This is a genomic window from Pseudomonas sp. UBA6323 (assembly GCF_002439135.1).
Lineage (GTDB): Bacteria > Pseudomonadota > Gammaproteobacteria > Pseudomonadales > Pseudomonadaceae > Aquipseudomonas.
This window is the reverse complement of record NZ_DJSX01000065.1, coordinates 139102-156145: the sequence shown is the minus strand read 5'-3', so window position 1 is coordinate 156145 and position 17044 is coordinate 139102. Positions and strand designations below refer to the sequence as shown.

Here is a 17044-nt window from a genome sequence, read left to right as displayed (position 1 = left end):
GCGGAGGCGCCGCGACAGGCGCGGCGCGTGGAACGAAATGCGTCAGTCAGCTTCCGCCGGACTACGCGACTTATCCTTGATGCTGGTGAATTTAAGCAGATGGGTGCGTTCGACCAAGATGTACAGCGCAGCGCCCGCGGCCAGGCCCCAGCCCGCGCCGTAGACGGCGAGCACCACACCCATGGTGCCGGCGATGCCGCGCTCGGTGTTGTTGTTGAGCTGCTCGAAGCCAACCATCAGGCAGATGTAGCCGGTGAGGATCAGCGTCAGCGACAGTGCGATCGGCAGTACCGGCTGGAAGAAACTGACCAGCGGCAGCATGAACAGCGCGGCGAACCCGGTGATCCAGAAGGTGCCGGCGCCGCTGTAGATCGAGTCCATCGCCTTGCGCCCGTACTTGTAGCGCTCGGCCATGGTTGCAGCCACCGCTGTCCACAGCGGACCGGCCAGGCCAGGGTAGGGCGCGAAGAAGGCATGCAGGGCGTTGCGAATGGCAGTCACCAGGTGCACTCGGTCGACGTTGTTTTCGATCACCTCGTCGGTACGCAGTTCATCGGCGCGCTGCATCAGCGATTGACCGACGATGATGTCGCCGAAGGCGATCACGTAGGCAATCACCGCGGTGGGCACGGCCAGCAGGAACACGTCCAGGCCGGGGAAGCCCACGTTAAACGGCAGGTAGTTCCACATTTCGCCGAAGGCTGGCGCGGTTATGCCCCATTTCACGTCCGGCATCTTGTACTCGCCCACGGCGATACCGATGAAAATGGCGATCAGCATGCCCGGCACCATGCCGTAGTTGACGATCTTGCGGGCGAAGGGCACGCGCTCGGTCAGGCCTTTGAACGACACCGAGAACATCAGGTACAGGCAGATCAGGCTGCCCAGCACCAGGGAAATCGGCGTGTTGGCCAGGCGGCCGCCGGCGCTGATTTCGCCCATCAGCGCGGCGATGCCGGCACCGATGATTATGCCGCCCTTCATCGAGTTGGGGATCAGCCGCACCAGGGCGCTGCCCAGGCGGGTGACGCCGAGCACGAGGAAGATCACGAAAACCAGGAACTGCAGGGCGAACAGCGCCTGGATGGCCTGTGGGCCGGGTTCGAAATTGCCGAGAAACAGCAGCACCACGGGGATGCCGGGGGTGATCCAGCCGGGTACGAAGGGCACGCCGAGCAGCGCTGGCAGCATGAAACCGATGCCGCACACCACCACATAGGCCAGGGCCACGTCGTAGGGCAGGCCGAGGTATTTCTCCAGCAGCGGGATCATCGCCAGGCTGACCACGAACATGATCAGTGCCTGCAGCATCTCCGCGGTTTCCCAGCGGTAATGCACGAACGGCAGGCGCAGCTTGAACGGGCCGAGGGGCCAGTACGGTTGCTCGTCGCCGTCACGGCGCTTGAAAATTTGCATGAGGGTTCTCCGTCGGCCGCCTGGGCCGGTTCTTGTTGTTGTGAAAACGGTTCATTCACCCCTCTCTCACCGGGAGAGGGGCCGGGGGAGAGGGGCGCTTCTAGAGCGCCCTGGCCATATCGCGCAGGACGAACTTCTGGATCTTGCCGGTGCTGGTCTTGGGCAGTTGGGTGAAGACCACGGTCTTGGGCACCTTGAAGCCGGCCAGGTGCTCGCGGCAGAAGGTCATGATCTCGCTTTCACTGGCCTGCTGGCCGGTCTTGAGGGTGATGAAGGCGCAGGGCGTCTCGCCCCATTTCTCGTCCGGGCGGGCGACCACCGCCGCCTCCAGCACCGCCGGGTGGCGATAGAGCACGCCTTCGACCTCGATGGTGGAGATGTTCTCGCCGCCGGAGATGATGATGTCCTTGAGGCGGTCGCGGATTTCCACGTAGCCATCGGCGTGGCACACGCCCAGGTCGCCGGTGTGGAACCAGCCGCCTTCGAAGGCCTCGGCGGTGGCGCTGGGGTTCTTCAGGTAGCCCTTCATCACGGTGTTGCCGCGCATGAAGATCTCGCCGATGGTCTGACCGTCACGCGGCACCGGCTCCAGGGTTTTCGGGTCGGCCACCATAACCCCTTCCAGGGTCGGGTAGCGCACGCCCTGGCGCGCCTTGATGGTGGCGCGTTCTTCCAGCGGCAGTTCGTCCCATTCCGCGTGCCAGGCGCACAGGGTCACCGGGCCGTAGACCTCGGTCAGGCCGTATACATGGGTGACATGGATGCCCATCTCCTCCACCGCGCCGATCACCTTGGCGGGCGGCGCGGCGCCGGCGACCATGGCCTTGACCGGATGGTCGATGGCCGCCTTGGCCTCGGCCGGCATGTTCACCAGGGCGTTGAGCACGATGGGCGCGCCGCACAGGTGGGTGACCTGCTCGTCGCGGATCAGGGTGAGGATCTTCGCCGGGTCGACGCGGCGCAGGAACACATGCACGCCCGCCAGCGCGGTGACCGTCCAGGGGTAGCACCAGCCATTGCAGTGAAACATTGGCAGGGTCCACAGGTAGACCGGGTGGTTGCCCATGTTCCAGGTCATCTGGTTGCCCATGGCATTAAGGAAGGCGCCGCGGTGGTGATAGACCACGCCCTTGGGATTGCCGGTGGTGCCGGAGGTGTAGTTGAGGCTGATGGCCTGCCACTCGTCGGCGGGCCACTGCCAGGTGAATTCGGGGTCACCCTCGGCGAGGAAGGCCTCGTAGTCCAGGTCGCTGACCGCCTGGCCCTCGCCGTACTCGGGGTCGTCGACGTCGATCACCAGCGGAGGGTGGTCGAGCATGCCGATGGCGGCATGGATCACATCGAAGAACTCGCGGTCGGCGATCACCACCTTGGCTTCGCCATGCTGCAGCATGAAGGCGATCGCCTCGGCATCCAGGCGCACGTTGAGGGTGTTGAGCACCGCGCCGATCATCGGCACGCCGAAATGCGCTTCGAGCATGGCCGGAATGTTCGGCAGCATCACCGCTACCGTGTCGCCCTTGCCGATGCCACGGCCGGCCAGCGCCGAGGCCAGGCGTCGGCAGCGCGCGTAGGTATCGGCCCAGTTGCGGCGAATCGAGCCATGCACCACCGCCGGATAGTGCGGGTATACCGCCGCGGTACGTTCGATGAAGCTCAGGGGGCTGAGGGCGACGTGATTGACGGCGGCGCGGCCGAGGCCCTGCTCGTAGATCGACATGGCGGATACACCTTTGGCTGATTGTTAGCTCTGGTTATTCCGGTAATGATGCAGGCATTACCGAAGCTTGCTGGTGATAATTTATAGGTCATTTCTATTTTTTATGGAAATTGCACTAAGGTTTTATAGCGTAATTACTATATGAAAACTGACGCTCATCTCTCCGCGGTTCCCCTGCAGTCCTGGCTGCGCATCCAGCGCGAAGCGCCGCCGCTGGGCGAGCGGGCCGAGGCGCTGCGCCAGGCCCTGTTGGGCTGCCCGCAGGTGCGCCAGGCCTGGTACCTGGCCTGGCAGCCTGCCAGCCGCACCTATGCCCAGGAGGACGGGGGGCCGCGCCTGCCGCCAGGCATGGGCGACCCGCTGGAGGCCAGTGACGAGACGCTGTTCGCTGCCCTTGGTGAGCAACCAAGCCTGCCCTTCGACGCCCTGCGCCGGCTGCCCTGCTGGCTGGCCGGGCGTCTACGCCGCGCCGCGCTGCATCATGGCCAGGCGTTAGCCCTGCAGCTGCAGGCCGGCCAGCCCGGCGTGCTGCTGTTGCAGGTCGACGAGGCGGCCGGGCTGGAATGGCTGCCCTGGCTGCGCGAGCTGCTGGTGCAGATGGTCGAGCTGGCCTCGGGGCTGGCGCGCAGTGCGCCGCTGCTGTCATCTGACCCGCAGCCGGCGCTGCTGCTCGACGCCGGGGCGCGTCTGCTGGAGAGCAACGCGGCGTTGCAGGGGCTGCTCGGTGAACGTGCGCTGGCGCAGGTGGGCGAGCTGCTGCCGGTGAACCATTTGCCGCTGGTGCGCGCCTGCCTGGAGCAGTCGCGCGCCGTGGAGTCGGTGGAAGCGCAGGATGGCGAGCGCATCCTGATCTGGAGTTTCATTCCCGATGTCGCCGAGCGCCGCGTGCTGGCGCGCTGCCGCGAGGCCACCCGCGAGGTTCGTGAGCAGCGTGAGGCCGCGCGTGCGCGGCGCTTGTATCGGCTGATCACCGAGAACACCACCGACCTGATTTCCCGGCACACGCCGGAAGGCGTGTTCCTCGACGCCACGCCTGCCAGCTGGACGTTACTCGGCTACTGGCCGGAAGAACTGCGCGGCATGGCGGTCGACAGTCTGCTGCATCCGCAGGATCAGGCTCAGCAAGCCAGGCAATCGCGCGAGGCGCTGGAGCAGGATGGTTACCACACCATGACCTATCGCATTCGTCATCGCGATGGTCATTACCTGTGGTTCGAGACCGCCAGCCGCGCGATCCGCGAGACTTACACCGGCGCGGTGGTGGAGGTGGTCAGCGTGTCGCGCGAAATTACCGCGCGCATCCAGGCCGAGGAGAACAAGCGTCGGCTGGAGGACGAGCTGGCGCACACCACGCGGCTGATCACCCTGGGCGAACTGGCCTCGGGCATCGCCCACGAAATCAACCAGCCGCTGGCGGCGGTGGTCAACTACGCCAGCGCCAGCCAGCGCTACCTACAGGGCATCGGCGGCGATCCGGCCGGTGTCGACAAGGTGGGCCAGGGCCTGGCGCGCATCACCGAACATGCCAACCACGCCTCGGCCGTGATCAAGCGCCTGCGCGCCTTTCTGCGCAAGGGCCAGCGGCGCATGCAGGCGCTGGACCTGGCCGAGGTGGCGCGCGAAGCGGTGCGTCTGTGCAACTGGGAGGCCGGTACGGCACAGGTGGCGGTGAGCGACGTCTTGCCGGACAATCTGCCGTCGGTATTCGCCGACCGCGTCCTGCTCGAGCAGGTGCTGCTCAACCTGCTGCGCAATGCCATCGATGCCAATCGCGAACGTCACCCCGGCGCGCCTTCGCAGGTGCGTCTGGAGGCTAGCGAAGCTGACGGCTGCCTGGCCATCCGGGTAATCGATCAGGGGCCGGGCGTCAGCGACGAGCAGATGACCAAGCTGTTCACGCCCTTCTACACCAGCAAGGCGGACGGCCTGGGGCTCGGCCTGTCCATGAGCCGCAGCATCATCGAGGGTTTCGGCGGTGCGCTGGAGGCGTTCCCGGCCGAGGGTGGTGGGCTGTGTCTGGAATGTCGTTTGCCGTTGGGCAGGGACGACGTATAAAAACAAGAGGAGCTGCACGCAGATGCAACAACGGGTTTATGTAGTCGATGACGACCAGGGCATGCTCGACTCGACGCTCTGGCTGCTGGAGTCGGTTGGCCTGACAGGCGTGCCTTTCACCAGCGGTCGGGCCTTTCTTGAGGCTTGCGAACCGACTGCCAATGCCTGCGTGCTGCTCGATGTGCGCATGCCCGGCATGGGTGGGCTGAACGTGCAGGAGGAGATGCGCGCGCGTGGTATCGACTTGCCGGTGATCTTCGTCAGCGGTCATGCCGACGTGCCCATCGTGGTGCGCGCGTTCAAGGCCGGCGCGGTGGATTTCATCGAGAAGCCCTACAACGAGCAACTGTTGCTCGACAGCGTGCAGCAGGCGCTGGATCGCCGCCTGGCCCGGCCAAAGCGCGACGCGCGTCTGGCCGAGGTTCAGGCGCGGCTCGATCAGCTCACCCCGCGTGAGCGTGACGTGCTGCTGCCCTTGGTGCGCGGCTACACCAACCGCGAAGTGGCCGAGCAGCTCGATATCAGCGTGAAGACCGTCGACCTGTATCGCTCGCGGGTGATGAAGCGCATGCAGGCCGAGACGCTGCCGGAGCTGGTGGGCATGATTATCGCCGCCGGGTTGGTCGATCCGCTGGCGTTGCGTTCCGGCGCGGTAAGCAGCTAGTCGTTCAGTCTGCCCAGCCGCGATAGACGTGGGTCATCGGCCTTGGCCCCTTGAGGTAGCCGGTGCTCAGCTCGCGGATATGAAAGCCGCCAGCGTTGATCAGCGCAGGTATGTCGCGATCCAGATGGCAGCCGCCGGCCAGCGGTTTCCACATTGGCGTCAGGCGCTTTTGCCAGCGCACCACCGGCAGATCCGGCGCCAGGCCGTGCTCGCAGAAGAGCAGGCGCCCGCCAGGCTTGAGTACGCGGCGCATCTCGCGCAGGGCGGCGACCGCATCGGGAATGGTGCACAGGGTGAAGGTGCAGACGATGTCGTCGAAGCTGGCATCTGCAGCCTGAATCTGTCCCAGCTCCAGGGCGATCATCTCCACCGGCACCTGGCAGCGGGCGGCGCGTTCGCGGGCCAGGTTCTGCATCTCGGCGGACGGATCGACACCGACTACCATTTCGACCCGCTGCGGGTCATAGAAGCTCAGGTTGAGACCGCTGCCGATGCCGATCTCCAGCACGCGTCCGCGAGCCAGCGGCACGATCTGCGAGCGCACCTTCATCACCGCGCCCATGCCGCAGGCGAAATCGATCAGGTGCGGCAGGACATGGCGGTCATACAGGCCCATGGTTCAGGCTTCGCCGTGCCCTTCATCGTCCTCATCGTTGTCGCCGCGAAAGGCGGCGAAACACTTGAGGGTGTGGCTGACTTCGCTGCCTTCGATCAGCCAGCTGTCGTCCGTTTCGCTGTAGCGCGCGGCCTGCACCGAAGCCAGGGAGAATTTCCACAGGCGGCGCTCGCGACCATCGATGCAGTGCACCTGCAACAGCGGTTTGGCTGCGCTGTCGCTGCCAGCGGTGCCGGCGCTGATCTGCGCCAGCAATTCGGTGTCGAGGTCGAACTGCCAGGCATACAGGCCGTCGATCTCGAGCATATCGGCGTCTTGCAGGGCTTCGATCAGGCTTGTCGGTTTCATCGCTTCATCCACGGCATCAGCGCCCCAGGCGGCGCAGGTCGGCAGACTCTATCACGCGCACGCCGTCTTCCTCTTCCAGGGCCAGGCGCCAGAGGGCGCGAGCCAGGGCGCAGGCATCGATGCCACGGTACGTGCCCGGCAGCCAGCGCAGCAGCGGTGCCGCGAGGCGCTCGCCAAGACGAAACTCATGGCGTGCCCCGAGCAGTAGCGACGGACGGGCTATGGTCAGTTGCGGCCAGTCCATGGCTTTCAGCGCCTCTTCGGTTTCGCCCTTGACGCGGTTGTAGAACACCCTTGAGCCGGGGTTGGCGCCCAGGGCGCTGATCACCACCAGATGGCGTGCGCCGAGCTCGCGAGCGCGGTGGGCGAAAGCCAGCACGAGATCGTGGTCGACAGCGCGGAAGGCCTCCTGCGAGCCGGCCTGCTTGATGGTGGTGCCCAGGCAGCAGAAGGCGGTATCGACCTGGCCGGACAGTTGTGGCAGCAGCGCCTGCAGATCACCCACCGGGTTTTCCAGGTGCGGATGGGCAGCCAGTGGTCGTCGGGTCGGCGCCAGCACGCGGGCCACCGTCGGCTCGCTGAGCAGGCGGTCGAGCAGGTGCTCACCGGTAAGTCCGGTGGCGCCAGCGATAAGAATGTGCTGCGGGGTCAGGTACATGCAGTGCTCTCTTGTCCGTTACAGTTCAGCTTAGTCCTTTGCCGGACCGCTGGCCACGGCACCGAGCGCACGCTCGGCCTGACTCTGACGCAGATCGCGCCAGTGCTGGAGCACGCCGCGTGGCGCCCAGATCTGCGGTTCGGAAGGTTCGAAACCGTCGCTCTGTTCACGTTCGGCAACGCGTTCCTTGGCCAGTTCGAAGGCTCGTTCGAGATTGTCGGTCTCGCCCAGCGCCTCGGCGAACAGGGCGCGGCCGAAATAGGTGAAGTCGTTCTCTTCGCTGCAGCCGAACGACACCCGGTCGGCGCGTGCGGCGGTCATCACCAGGGTCTTTTCATCTTTCAACGGTGGGATGAAACCGCCGGAATAACAGGCCGAAACTACTACCACCTTATTGCGTTGCTTGAGCGGGGCGAGCAACGCCGCCAGCTCGCTGGCCGGCAGGTCGGCCAACTGCAGGCGCGGCTGGTCGAGGTTGAGTTCATGGCGACGCGAGCCGTGGCTGGTCAGATAGATGAAGATCAGGTCTTCCTCGCCGCTGCGCTCGGCCAGCGCCTGCACCACACGGGTGAGGTTCTCGCGCGTGGCCAGCGGGCGGTCGGCAAGATGGTCGCGGTGATTGATCAGGCTGATGCTGCCGTGAGCGCCAAAGCGATCGCGCATCAGCCTGCTGACATAATCGGCCTCGCGCATGAATACGCTCTGCTTGCCGTCGCCCGCGAGGGTCAGGGCATAGAGTTCGCGTGCCGGTGTCGAGGCGGGAATTGCGGCGATGGCTTCATCGAGCAACTGTCCCTGTCGCAACAGGCCCAGCTCCAGGCTGTCGGGCAGCGCCTGGCCCTGTTCGTCACGTACCAGGCGCCCGCTTTGCCAAATGCCGGACTGACGACTGCCATCGGCCAGAGTCAGGGTGCCCTCGCCACTGTATTCACCGCCGGAGAAATGGCCACGGTAGGCGCTGCCGTCTGGCAGGGTGAGCAGACCTTCGCCTTCGTACTGCCAGTCGGCGAATTCGCCGAGGTAGCGTGTGCCTTCACCATCGGTGTATTCGCCGGGGCCCTGCATCACACCCTCGACGAACTCTCCGGCCCAGGTCTCGCCTGCGGCGCTCTGGTAGCGGCCCTTGCCGTGAAACTCGTCGTTCTGGAAGCCGCCGCTGTAGTTGTCGCCATCGGCGTTCTGGTAGCTGCCCTGGCCACTGAGCAGACCCTGGGCGAACACGCCGCTGAACTGATTGCCGTAGGCGTCGATGCGTACGCCCTGGCCCTCCGGCTGCCCTTTGACGAACTGGCCCTGGAAGCTGCTGCCGTCGGCCGTTTCCAGTTTGCCCAGACCGTGGAAGCGGTCGTTGAGAAATTCGCCCTGGTAACGCTGGCCGCCCTGTTCGAGCAGGCCGACGCCGCTGAATCTATTGCGTTCGAACCCGCCTTCGTAGCGGCTACCGTCACTGTAGGTGAGGGTGCCCTGGCCGTGGAACATGCCCTGATGAAACTCGCCCAGATAATGTTCGCCACCGGGGCCTTGCCACTCGCCGCGGCCTTCGAGCATGCCGTCCTGGAACTGGCCGACGAACCAGCTGCCATTGCGATAGTCCAGGCGGCCCGGGCCTTGTAGCAGCCCGTCGACGATCTCGCCGCGATACTGGCCGCCGTCGGGCAGGGTGGCATTGGCCGGCAATAGCGGGCGTGCTTCCTCGCAACCGGCGATCAGCAGGGACAGGCAAAGAGGCAGCAGGCGCAGGGCAAGGGGATTCATGGCGGACGTCCAGGTCGGTGCTTTGGTCCGCAGTATGCCGCAAGCCAGAAGGCTTGCGCTGTCGCATTGCACGCATTGCTGACGCGATAGGGTTCCCGTTCCGGCGGGGAGGGCCGGAAACGGGAGCAGGCGGTGATCAGACGAAGCAGAGAGACAGCGGCTCGGCGATGTAGGCCGGTTTCTCCTGGCCTTCGATTTCCAGAACAGCTCGGGCCTTGAGTAGCCACTGGCCGGGGTTCTTCTCGGTGGCGTCAGTCAGCGTCACCGTCAGGCGCACTTTGGAGTCGACCTTGACCGGCTGAATGAAGCGCACGCTGTCGAGACCGTAGTTCACTGCCATCTTCAGCCCCTGCGGCATGATCATGATCTTTTCCATCAGCATCGGCACCAGCGACAGCGAGAGGAAACCGTGGGCGATGGTGGTGCCGAAGGGGGTCTGTTTGGCCTTTTCCGGGTCAACGTGGATGAACTGATGGTCGCCGGTACACTCGGCGAACTGGTTGATGCGCTCCTGATCGATGGTCAGCCACTCGGACTTGCCGAGTTCCTTGCCAACATAGTCCTTGAGCTCTGCTACGGGTACGAACGGCATAGTTCCTCCTTGAGGACGCGTGTGTTGTTTTTGTTTGCGTAAAACCGTTGCGGTCTAGATCAGCATGGGGGGCAGCAGCAGGTCAAGCCTGCCTCGGGTACTGAATGACGCGGCATAGGCCAGCCTGACGCAGCAATCCAGAGGCCAGCCGGCCTATAATGGCCGACATGCCCCAATAGATGCCCGGAATCCCCTCTAGTAGGCCGCTGAAAAACTACCTGCGTGGTCATTGCTGCGTTAAAAACAGGTTCAAAATGCTCATTTACAGCTCGTAAACTCCGCTTTTTCGCCTGTTTTTGCCTTGCACTGACTGCCTCGCCTACGTTTTTCAACGGCCTACTCGCGAGCGGAAGTACGGCCATCGCTCGTCTTCTGGAGACCTTAAACATGCTGCTTCGCGGCCTTTCATGGCTGGTGCTGTGCCAGTTGCTCGGAACCGTCCTCAACGTCCTGCTGCTGCCGATGCTGCCGGGGCCGATCATCGGCATGCTGCTGTTGTTCGCCTTTCTGATCGTGCGTGGCGAAGTAGGCGAGCCGTTGAGCGTCGCCTCCAGCAGCCTGCTCAAGTACCTGCCGCTGATTCTGGTACCGCCCGCCGTGGGCGTGATGGCCTATGCCAGTGATATCGCCGCCGATTTCTGGGCCGTGGTCGGCGCGCTGGTGCTGTCGCTATTGGTGTCGCTGGCCTTCGCCGGCTGGCTGATGCAGAAACTGATCGAGCGCCAGCAGCGCCGGGAGGACGCATGAGTCCGGACTGGCAGGGCGCCTGGCAGGCGCTGACGCATCACCCGCTGTTCGGCATCGGCATCACCCTGGGCGCCTATCAACTGGCGATGGCAGCCTACGAGCGCACTCGCTGGGTATTCCTGCAGCCGGTGCTGGTGTCGATGCTTACGGTGATCGGCATCCTACTGCTGTGTGGCCTGAGTTTCGCCGAATATCGCAACAGCGTCGCGGCGCTGACCCTGCTGCTCGGTCCGGCCACCGTGGCCCTGGCCGTGCCGCTGTATCTCAACCTGCGGCGAATTCGCCAGCTGTTCTGGCCCATCATCCTCACCCTGCTGGTCGCCGGTACCTTCGCCACCGTGCTTGGGGCAGGGCTGGCCTGGCTGTTCGGCGCCGAACGACTGATGCTGATGAGCATGGCACCGAAGTCAGTGACCTCGCCGATCGCCATGCTGGTGGCCGATCAGATCGGCGGTATCGCGGCGCTGGCTGCGGTGTTCGTGATGATCACCGGGGTCATCGGCGCCATTGTCGGGCCATCCATTCTGCGTCTGTGCCGGGTCCGCCACCCGGCGGCGCAGGGCATGGCGCTGGGCATCACCGCACACGCCGTGGGTACGGCGCGCGCACTGCAGGAAAGCGACGAGTGCGGCGCCTTCGCCGCGCTGGCGATGAGCCTGATGCGAGTGATCACCGCCGTGCTGTTGCCTCTGGCGATTGTCATGCTCCTGTGAGAGCCTGCCTGACCATCCCTGATGCCCCGGCAGCCTTGCGTAGATAACAGGCCGTAAAACCATGAAACTCCCGCTGTTTCCGCTCAACACCGTACTGTTTCCCGGCTGCGTGCTCGACCTGCAGATATTCGAGGCGCGCTACCTGGACATGATCGGCCGCTGCATGAAGCAGGGCGAGGGGTTCGGCGTGGTGTGCATCGTCGAGGGCGAGGAGGTGGGCGAAGCCGCCAGCCGTTTCGCCGCCATCGGCTGCGAGGCGCTGGTGCGCGACTTTCAACAGCGCAGCAACGGGCTGCTGGGTATTCGCGTCGAAGGCGGGCGGCGCTTTCGCGTCGAGCGTGCCCAGGTTCTGCCTGACCAACTGACTGTCGCCGACGTGCAGTGGCTGGAGGAGCCGCCAGATAGCCCGCTGCAGGCCGAACACGCCGACCTTGCCGCTTTGCACGCTGCGCTGGCCGAGCATCCGCTAGTGGCGGGCCTGGCCATGCCGGGCGTGGTCACCAGCCAGCAACAACTGGCCAATCAGCTGGCCTACCTGTTGCCGCTGGAATCGGCGCAGAAACTGCAGCTGCTTCAGCTCGACGATCCAGCCCTGCGCCTGGAGCAGCTGCACGCCATGCTGGAAATGCTCCAGGGCGATGCCTGAGGCGACGCGTCAGTAAGCGTAGCGCAGCAGCGCGTTGGACAGCTGCCAGGTCGCCATCCCCCCCAGTACCGCGAGACAGGCCGGCAGGATGATCCACCACAGGCGCGCCGGCAGTGCCGGCAGCACCTCCTGGCGCTGGCACAAACTCAGGCTCAGGCCGCACACGGCCGAGGCCAGCAAGGCGCCGGCGATGATGTCGCTGGGCCAGTGCACGCCCAGGTAGACCCGCGACAAGGCGATCGCCAAGGCCGGCAGACTTGCCACCACCAGCCAGGCCAGGCGCAGGCGCGCCGATTGCCCGCGCCCGGCCAGTACCCCCAGCACCAGGAAGAAAGCAAAGGCTGCCGAGCTGTGGCCGCTGGGAAAACTGAAGGTGGTCAGCGGTTCGCTCAGCACATCCGGGCGTGCCCGGGCGAAGCCGTGCTTGAGCGTGGTGTTGCCGAGGGCCGTGACCAGCAATGTCGAGCCGGCGAACAGCAGGTGGCGCCAACGGCGCGCGAGGAACAGCAGGGTGCACAGCACCGCAGCCGCGACAAACTGAATATGGAAGTCGCCCAGTCGGGTCAGGGTGCCGATCCATTGGTCCAGATGTGCCTGACGCTGCTCCTGCACGAGGGTCATCAAACCTTGGTCCAGCGCATCGAGATGCGGCCAGCCGATGACGATGGCCACCAGCAGCGCCAGGCTGAGCCCGCCGCCCAGTAGAGTGGCCCGCGGTTTTTCCGCCAGGCTGGCCTGAACGGTCAGCAGCAGGATGATGCCGATACCGCCCAACAGCACCGCCGCCTCGGTCCAGAAACCTTCTGCCATCGGCAGGCGCAGGGCTGCGCCGGTGGCCCAGCCCGGTAACAGATAGGCCACCGCCCAGCCGGCCGCTGCCACCAGGCTGACCAGGATGAAGCGCGGCAACGGCATGTTGAGCATGCCGGCCACCATCGGCAGCATGGGCCGGAGCGGGCCGATGAAGCGACCGACCAGCAGACTGGCCACGCCGTAATGACGGAAGTAGAGCTCGGCGCGCATGATCCACTGCGGATGATGGCGCAGTACCGGCAAGCGGCTGATGTTGTGCTTGAAACCTCTGCCCAGGGCGTAGGACATCATGTCCCCGCAAAGCGCGCCGGCATAGGCCAGCAGCAGCGTCTGCCACAGCGTCAGCACGCCGCTGCCGGCGAGCAGGGCGACGCTGAACAGCATCACCACGCCGGGCAGCACGATGCCCACCAGGGCCAGGCATTCGAGCAGGGCGATGAGAAAGATCGCCAGGCCCAGCCATTGCGGGTTGCCGCTCAGCCAGGTGGAAAGGTTATCCAGCCAGACACTCATCCTTCTGCTCCCGAAACGCTCAACAATCGATAGTCACGCCCTTCGACCTGTCCACGGCGCAAAGGGTTGCGCGTGCAATGGCGTGCGTACAGCGCGTCGACGAAGCGATACGGCAGATGCTCGTCGCGGCCCTTGGGAATGCCCAGGCGCGCGCACTGGATGATCGAGTGCGGCTGTTCGCCGACATCCTCGACGAACAATCGCTGCAAATCGAAGCGGCGCGCATCCCAGTCCGTTACCTTCAGACCGAGCGCCTTGCACAGCAGAGTCTGCCCGGCGCACAGGCGTTCGGGCGCGCGCGGCTGGCCAAGGGTGTCGGGATTGTTGTGCTGCATCGCGGCGAGCGAGTCGGCGCCGCTGACCGCATCGAGCCAGGGGTGGGCGGATTTGATCAGCACCGCGTTGCCAGGGCCGTGCGCGCTGAAGTTCAGCGAGTCGCCGCCGCGTGCGTAGTACATATAGATGTGCCCGCCATCAGCGAACAGCGCCTTGCGCTTCTCGGTGTAGCCGAGCGAGGCGTGGCTGCCCTTATCCACCAGGTAGTAGGCCTCGGTCTCGATGATCCGCGCACTCAGCCACAGCTCGCCGACGCGGTGGCGAATCACCTTGCCCAGCAGCTCGCGCGCCAGCAACTGCGCGTCGCGGTCGAAGAAGGTGTCGGGCAGTGGCCTGGCATCCGGCCAGGGCAAACTGAGGGTGGGGGCGGCGGGCGTCATCTGTCGCATCGGGCTCGGGCGGGGTCTCGGGGCGGCGAGCATAACAACAGCAAGCTTAAAAATGCCTGAACGGCCCCGCGCCAGACCAGCCCCCGTGCGGTCCGTTGCGCATCGCCAGCCAAGGCTGCTGTCGTCCGGCCTTCGCCCTGAACGGACGCGCTGGTTACCGCTTGCCAGACGCCGCTGGGCGCGGCCTTGTGAGCCGGCTATAATCAGCCCCTTTTTCCAACTGCCAGACCTCCGCCGCCATGACCGAGTCCGTGCACGACTACATGACCCGCCTGGGCCAGGCCGCCCGCCAGGCTTCGCGGGTGCTCGCCCGCGCCAGCACCGCGCAGAAGAATCGCGCGCTGCACGCTGCCGCCGATGCCCTCGATGCCGCTCGCACCGAGCTGACTGCCGCCAACGAACTGGACCTGGCCGCCGCCCGTGCCAGTGGTCTGGAACCGGCCATGGTCGACCGCCTGGCGCTGACGCCGAAGGTGATCGACAGCATGATCGAAGGGCTGCGCCAGGTAGCGACCCTGCCCGATCCGATCGGCGAGATTCAGGGCATGCGCTACCTGCCGTCCGGCATCCAGGTCGGCAAGATGCGTGTGCCGCTGGGGGTGATCGGCATCATCTACGAGTCGCGTCCGAACGTGACCATCGATGCCGCCAGCCTGTGCCTGAAGTCCGGCAACGCCACCATCCTGCGTGGCGGCTCCGAGGCCATTCACTCCAACCAGGCGATTGCCCGCTGCATCCAGCAGGGCCTGGCCGAGGCCGACCTGCCGGCAGCTGCCGTGCAGGTGGTGGAAACCACCGACCGCGCTGCCGTCGGTGAGCTGATCACCATGCCGGAGTACGTCGACGTGATCGTCCCGCGCGGCGGCAAGGGCCTGATCGAACGCATCAGCCGCGATGCCAAGGTGCCGGTGATCAAGCATCTGGACGGCGTCTGCCACGTCTATGTCGACGTCGCCGCCGACCTCGACAAGGCCATCCGCGTCTGCGACAACGCCAAGACCCAGCGCTACTCGCCGTGCAATGCCATGGAAACCCTGCTGGTGCATCAGGCTGTCGCTGCACGTGTGCTGCCGCCGCTGGCCGCCATCTACCGTGACAAGGGCGTTGAACTGCGTGGCGATGCCGCCACCCGCGAGCTGCTCGGCGGCGATGTGCTGGAAGCGAGCGAGGACGACTGGTTCGCCGAGTACAACGCGCCGATCCTGGCGATTCGCATCGTCGACTCGCTGGAGGCGGCCATCGAGCACATCAATCATTACGGCTCGCAGCACACCGACTCGATCATCACCGAGAACTTCAGCGATGCGCGGCGTTTCCTCACCGAGGTGGATTCTTCCTCGGTGATGGTCAACGCCTCGACCCGCTTCGCCGATGGTTTCGAGTACGGCCTGGGGGCGGAGATCGGCATTTCCACCGACAAGCTGCACGCACGTGGCCCGGTCGGCCTGGAAGGCCTGACCAGCGAGAAATACGTGGTCTTCGGCGACGGACACATTCGTACATAAATGAAACGGATCGGCGCCCGACGCATCGGCCTGCTCGGCGGTACCTTCAACCCGGTGCACATCGGGCATCTGCGTGCCGCGCTGGAGGTGGCCGAATTCATGGTGCTGGACGAGCTGCGGCTGATCCCCAGCGCCAGACCACCGCACCGCGACACGCCGCAGGCGACGGCCGAGCAGCGTCTGGCCATGGTCGAACTGGCGGTGTCAGGCGAGACGCGGCTGACGGTCGATGACCGCGAGCTGCGCCGCGACAAGCCGTCGTACACCGTGGACACGCTGGAGTCGGTGCGTGCCGAGCTGGCAGCGGACGATCAGCTGTTTCTGCTGCTGGGCTGGGATGCCTTCTGCGGTTTGCCGAGCTGGCATCGTTGGCAGGAGCTGCTCGAGCACTGTCACCTGCTGGTGTTGCAACGGCCGGATGCCGACAGTGAAGCGCCGGAGGCGCTGCGCGATCTGCTGGCCGCGCGCAGTGTCAGCGACCCGTTGAGCCTGGTGGGTGCAGGCGGGCAAATCAGTTTCATCTGGCAGACTCCGTTGGCGATTTCCGCCACGCAGATTCGCCACTTGTTGGCAACTGGCCGCTCGGCGCGTTATCTGCTGCCGGATGCGGTACTGGCCTATATCCAGGCGCACGATCTGTACCGTGCGCCCAATGCTTGAAACGCCATGCATGTGCGCTGGCGTCCATTACACGAGGCAAATGAGTTTTTATGAGTAAGCAGAACATGCCCAGCGACGAGCTGGTCAAGATCGCCGTGGCGGCGCTGGAAGAGATCAAGGCGACCGACATCACCGTGATCGACGTCAAGGACAAGACCAGCATCACCGATTTCATGGTGATCGCCAGCGGTAGCTCCAGCCGTCAGGTCAAGTCACTGGTGGAAAACGTACTGGAAAAGGTCAAGGAACAGGGTGTACGCCCGATCGGTAGCGAAGGTCTGGACAGCGGCGAATGGGCGCTGCTCGACCTCGGGGACATCGTCGTGCACGTGATGCTGCCGACCGCGCGCCAGTTCTACGACCTCGAGCGCCTGTGGCAGGGCGCCGAGCAGAGCCGCGCCCAGCACAGCGCAGAGTAAGCGCAAACCGTGCGGATCAAACTGATCGCCGTCGGTTCGCGCATGCCGCGTTGGGTCGAGGAGGGCTGGCAGGAGTACGTCAAGCGCCTGCCGGCCGAGTTGCCGCTGGAACTGGTGGAAATTCCCCTCAACACCCGTGGCAAGAACGCCGATGTTGCCCGCCTGATCCGTCAGGAGGGCGAGGCCATGCTGAGCAAGGTGCAGCCCGGCGAACGTATCGTCACGCTGGAGGTCCATGGCAAGCCATGGAGCACCGAGCAACTGGCGGCAGAGCTGGACCGCTGGCGTCTCGACGCACGCAACGTCAACCTCATGGTCGGCGGCCCGGAAGGGCTGGCGCCTGAGGTTTGCGCGCGCAGCGAGCAGCGTTGGTCGCTGTCGCCTCTGACGTTGCCGCATCCGCTGGTGCGTATCCTGCTCGGCGAGCAGATCTACCGAGCCTGGACGGTATTGTCCGGCCACCCGTACCACAAGTGATC

Annotated in this window: 18 protein-coding genes; 9 read left to right on the top strand and 9 right to left on the bottom strand. The window is 65.2% G+C overall.

The genetic code is table 11. The features are described from left to right. Positions 1-42: 42 nt before the first annotated feature. Both B3P22_RS15420 and B3P22_RS15415 read right to left on the bottom strand, forming a co-directional pair. A complete protein-coding gene (locus B3P22_RS15420) occupies positions 43-1416 on the bottom strand; it encodes a solute carrier family 23 protein (protein WP_296271580.1) in 1374 nt (457 codons plus the stop codon). Positions 1417-1516: 100 nt separating this feature from the next. Beyond that, positions 1517-3136, bottom strand: a complete 1620-nt coding sequence (locus B3P22_RS15415; RefSeq protein ID WP_296271579.1) for an acyl-CoA synthetase — start codon at positions 3134-3136, stop codon at positions 1517-1519. Between the two features lie 141 nt (positions 3137-3277). Between B3P22_RS15415 and B3P22_RS15410 the strand changes: the two genes are divergently transcribed. Both B3P22_RS15410 and B3P22_RS15405 read left to right on the top strand, forming a co-directional pair. Beyond that, positions 3278-5191 carry a sensor histidine kinase gene (locus B3P22_RS15410; protein ID WP_296271578.1) on the top strand — a complete coding sequence of 638 codons (1914 nt, stop codon included), beginning with the start codon at positions 3278-3280 and terminating at the stop codon, positions 5189-5191. 22 nt (positions 5192-5213) lie between these two features. Further along, positions 5214-5855: a response regulator transcription factor gene (locus tag B3P22_RS15405; RefSeq protein WP_296271577.1), complete on the top strand. Its 642-nt coding sequence runs from the start codon at positions 5214-5216 to the stop codon at positions 5853-5855. A 4-nt stretch (positions 5856-5859) separates the two neighbouring features. On the opposite strand, the gene B3P22_RS15400 is transcribed toward B3P22_RS15405, so the two are convergent. The 5 genes from B3P22_RS15400 to B3P22_RS15380 all read right to left on the bottom strand — a co-directional run bounded on the left by B3P22_RS15400 (position 5860) and on the right by B3P22_RS15380 (position 9824). Continuing rightward, the gene (locus B3P22_RS15400; protein ID WP_296271576.1) at positions 5860-6471 is read right to left on the bottom strand and encodes a class I SAM-dependent methyltransferase; all 612 of its coding nucleotides are present in this window, start codon (positions 6469-6471) and stop codon (positions 5860-5862) included. A gap of 3 nt (positions 6472-6474) precedes the next feature. Further along, the gene (locus B3P22_RS15395; RefSeq protein WP_275547523.1) at positions 6475-6819 is read right to left on the bottom strand and encodes a DUF5629 family protein; all 345 of its coding nucleotides are present in this window, start codon (positions 6817-6819) and stop codon (positions 6475-6477) included. A 16-nt stretch (positions 6820-6835) separates the two neighbouring features. Further along, complete coding sequence (locus tag B3P22_RS15390; RefSeq protein ID WP_296271575.1) at positions 6836-7477, bottom strand: oxidoreductase; 642 nt, start codon at positions 7475-7477, stop codon at positions 6836-6838. A gap of 30 nt (positions 7478-7507) precedes the next feature. Further along, positions 7508-9232, bottom strand: a complete 1725-nt coding sequence (locus tag B3P22_RS15385) for a C13 family peptidase (protein WP_296271574.1) — start codon at positions 9230-9232, stop codon at positions 7508-7510. A 136-nt stretch (positions 9233-9368) separates the two neighbouring features. Beyond that, positions 9369-9824: a MaoC family dehydratase gene (locus tag B3P22_RS15380; protein ID WP_296271573.1), complete on the bottom strand. Its 456-nt coding sequence runs from the start codon at positions 9822-9824 to the stop codon at positions 9369-9371. A gap of 387 nt (positions 9825-10211) precedes the next feature. Between B3P22_RS15380 and B3P22_RS15375 the strand changes: the two genes are divergently transcribed. The 3 genes from B3P22_RS15375 (at position 10212) to B3P22_RS15365 (ending at position 11930) form a co-directional block, all read left to right on the top strand. Next, entirely contained in the window at positions 10212-10571 is a 360-nt protein-coding gene (locus B3P22_RS15375) for a CidA/LrgA family protein (RefSeq protein ID WP_197855515.1), read from the top strand. Continuing rightward, positions 10568-11284, top strand: coding sequence for an LrgB family protein (locus tag B3P22_RS15370; RefSeq protein WP_296271572.1), 717 nt, complete (start codon positions 10568-10570; stop codon positions 11282-11284). The genes B3P22_RS15375 and B3P22_RS15370 overlap by 4 nt, the downstream gene beginning before the upstream one ends. Positions 11285-11345: 61 nt before the next feature. Then, a complete protein-coding gene (locus B3P22_RS15365; RefSeq protein WP_296271571.1) occupies positions 11346-11930 on the top strand; it encodes an LON peptidase substrate-binding domain-containing protein in 585 nt (194 codons plus the stop codon). Positions 11931-11939: 9 nt separating this feature from the next. Here B3P22_RS15365 and B3P22_RS15360 read toward each other — a convergent pair whose 3' ends face one another. Both B3P22_RS15360 and B3P22_RS15355 read right to left on the bottom strand, forming a co-directional pair. Beyond that, positions 11940-13256, bottom strand: coding sequence for a bifunctional DedA family/phosphatase PAP2 family protein (locus B3P22_RS15360; protein ID WP_296271570.1), 1317 nt, complete (start codon positions 13254-13256; stop codon positions 11940-11942). Continuing rightward, positions 13253-13972, bottom strand: a complete 720-nt coding sequence (locus B3P22_RS15355; RefSeq protein ID WP_296271569.1) for a DNA-3-methyladenine glycosylase — start codon at positions 13970-13972, stop codon at positions 13253-13255. Before B3P22_RS15355 ends, B3P22_RS15360 begins: the two co-directional genes overlap by 4 nt. A gap of 248 nt (positions 13973-14220) precedes the next feature. On the opposite strand from B3P22_RS15355, the gene B3P22_RS15350 reads away from it, so the two are divergent. The 4 genes from B3P22_RS15350 (at position 14221) to rlmH (ending at position 17042) form a co-directional block, all read left to right on the top strand. Then, on the top strand, positions 14221-15486 hold the full coding sequence (locus B3P22_RS15350) for a glutamate-5-semialdehyde dehydrogenase (protein WP_013717181.1): 1266 nt from the start codon (positions 14221-14223) through the stop codon (positions 15484-15486). Then, entirely contained in the window at positions 15487-16146 is a 660-nt protein-coding gene (gene nadD, locus B3P22_RS15345; RefSeq protein ID WP_181565213.1) for a nicotinate-nucleotide adenylyltransferase, read from the top strand. A 65-nt stretch (positions 16147-16211) separates the two neighbouring features. Beyond that, positions 16212-16565: a ribosome silencing factor gene (gene rsfS / locus B3P22_RS15340; RefSeq protein WP_026042034.1), complete on the top strand. Its 354-nt coding sequence runs from the start codon at positions 16212-16214 to the stop codon at positions 16563-16565. 9 nt (positions 16566-16574) lie between these two features. Then, complete coding sequence (gene rlmH / locus B3P22_RS15335) at positions 16575-17042, top strand: 23S rRNA (pseudouridine(1915)-N(3))-methyltransferase RlmH (RefSeq protein WP_013717179.1); 468 nt, start codon at positions 16575-16577, stop codon at positions 17040-17042. Positions 17043-17044 lie beyond the last annotated feature (2 nt).

What these genes read in the sequence shown, in the direction of transcription:
- B3P22_RS15420 (WP_296271580.1), bottom strand. Translation starts at nt 1,416, where the DNA reads ATGCAAATTTTCAAGCGCCGTGACGGCGACGAGCAACCGTACTGGCCC.
- B3P22_RS15385 (WP_296271574.1), bottom strand. Translation starts at nt 9,232, where the DNA reads ATGAATCCCCTTGCCCTGCGCCTGCTGCCTCTTTGCCTGTCCCTGCTG.
- nadD (WP_181565213.1), top strand. Translation starts at nt 15,487, where the DNA reads ATGAAACGGATCGGCGCCCGACGCATCGGCCTGCTCGGCGGTACCTTC.
- B3P22_RS15400 (WP_296271576.1), bottom strand. Translation starts at nt 6,471, where the DNA reads ATGGGCCTGTATGACCGCCATGTCCTGCCGCACCTGATCGATTTCGCC.
- B3P22_RS15380 (WP_296271573.1), bottom strand. Translation starts at nt 9,824, where the DNA reads ATGCCGTTCGTACCCGTAGCAGAGCTCAAGGACTATGTTGGCAAGGAA.
- rsfS (WP_026042034.1), top strand. Translation starts at nt 16,212, where the DNA reads ATGCCCAGCGACGAGCTGGTCAAGATCGCCGTGGCGGCGCTGGAAGAG.
- B3P22_RS15405 (WP_296271577.1), top strand. Translation starts at nt 5,214, where the DNA reads ATGCAACAACGGGTTTATGTAGTCGATGACGACCAGGGCATGCTCGAC.
- B3P22_RS15390 (WP_296271575.1), bottom strand. Translation starts at nt 7,477, where the DNA reads ATGTACCTGACCCCGCAGCACATTCTTATCGCTGGCGCCACCGGACTT.
- B3P22_RS15375 (WP_197855515.1), top strand. Translation starts at nt 10,212, where the DNA reads ATGCTGCTTCGCGGCCTTTCATGGCTGGTGCTGTGCCAGTTGCTCGGA.
- B3P22_RS15360 (WP_296271570.1), bottom strand. Translation starts at nt 13,256, where the DNA reads ATGAGTGTCTGGCTGGATAACCTTTCCACCTGGCTGAGCGGCAACCCG.
- B3P22_RS15395 (WP_275547523.1), bottom strand. Translation starts at nt 6,819, where the DNA reads ATGAAACCGACAAGCCTGATCGAAGCCCTGCAAGACGCCGATATGCTC.
- B3P22_RS15370 (WP_296271572.1), top strand. Translation starts at nt 10,568, where the DNA reads ATGAGTCCGGACTGGCAGGGCGCCTGGCAGGCGCTGACGCATCACCCG.
- B3P22_RS15350 (WP_013717181.1), top strand. Translation starts at nt 14,221, where the DNA reads ATGACCGAGTCCGTGCACGACTACATGACCCGCCTGGGCCAGGCCGCC.
- B3P22_RS15410 (WP_296271578.1), top strand. Translation starts at nt 3,278, where the DNA reads ATGAAAACTGACGCTCATCTCTCCGCGGTTCCCCTGCAGTCCTGGCTG.
- B3P22_RS15355 (WP_296271569.1), bottom strand. Translation starts at nt 13,972, where the DNA reads ATGACGCCCGCCGCCCCCACCCTCAGTTTGCCCTGGCCGGATGCCAGG.
- B3P22_RS15415 (WP_296271579.1), bottom strand. Translation starts at nt 3,136, where the DNA reads ATGTCGATCTACGAGCAGGGCCTCGGCCGCGCCGCCGTCAATCACGTC.
- B3P22_RS15365 (WP_296271571.1), top strand. Translation starts at nt 11,346, where the DNA reads ATGAAACTCCCGCTGTTTCCGCTCAACACCGTACTGTTTCCCGGCTGC.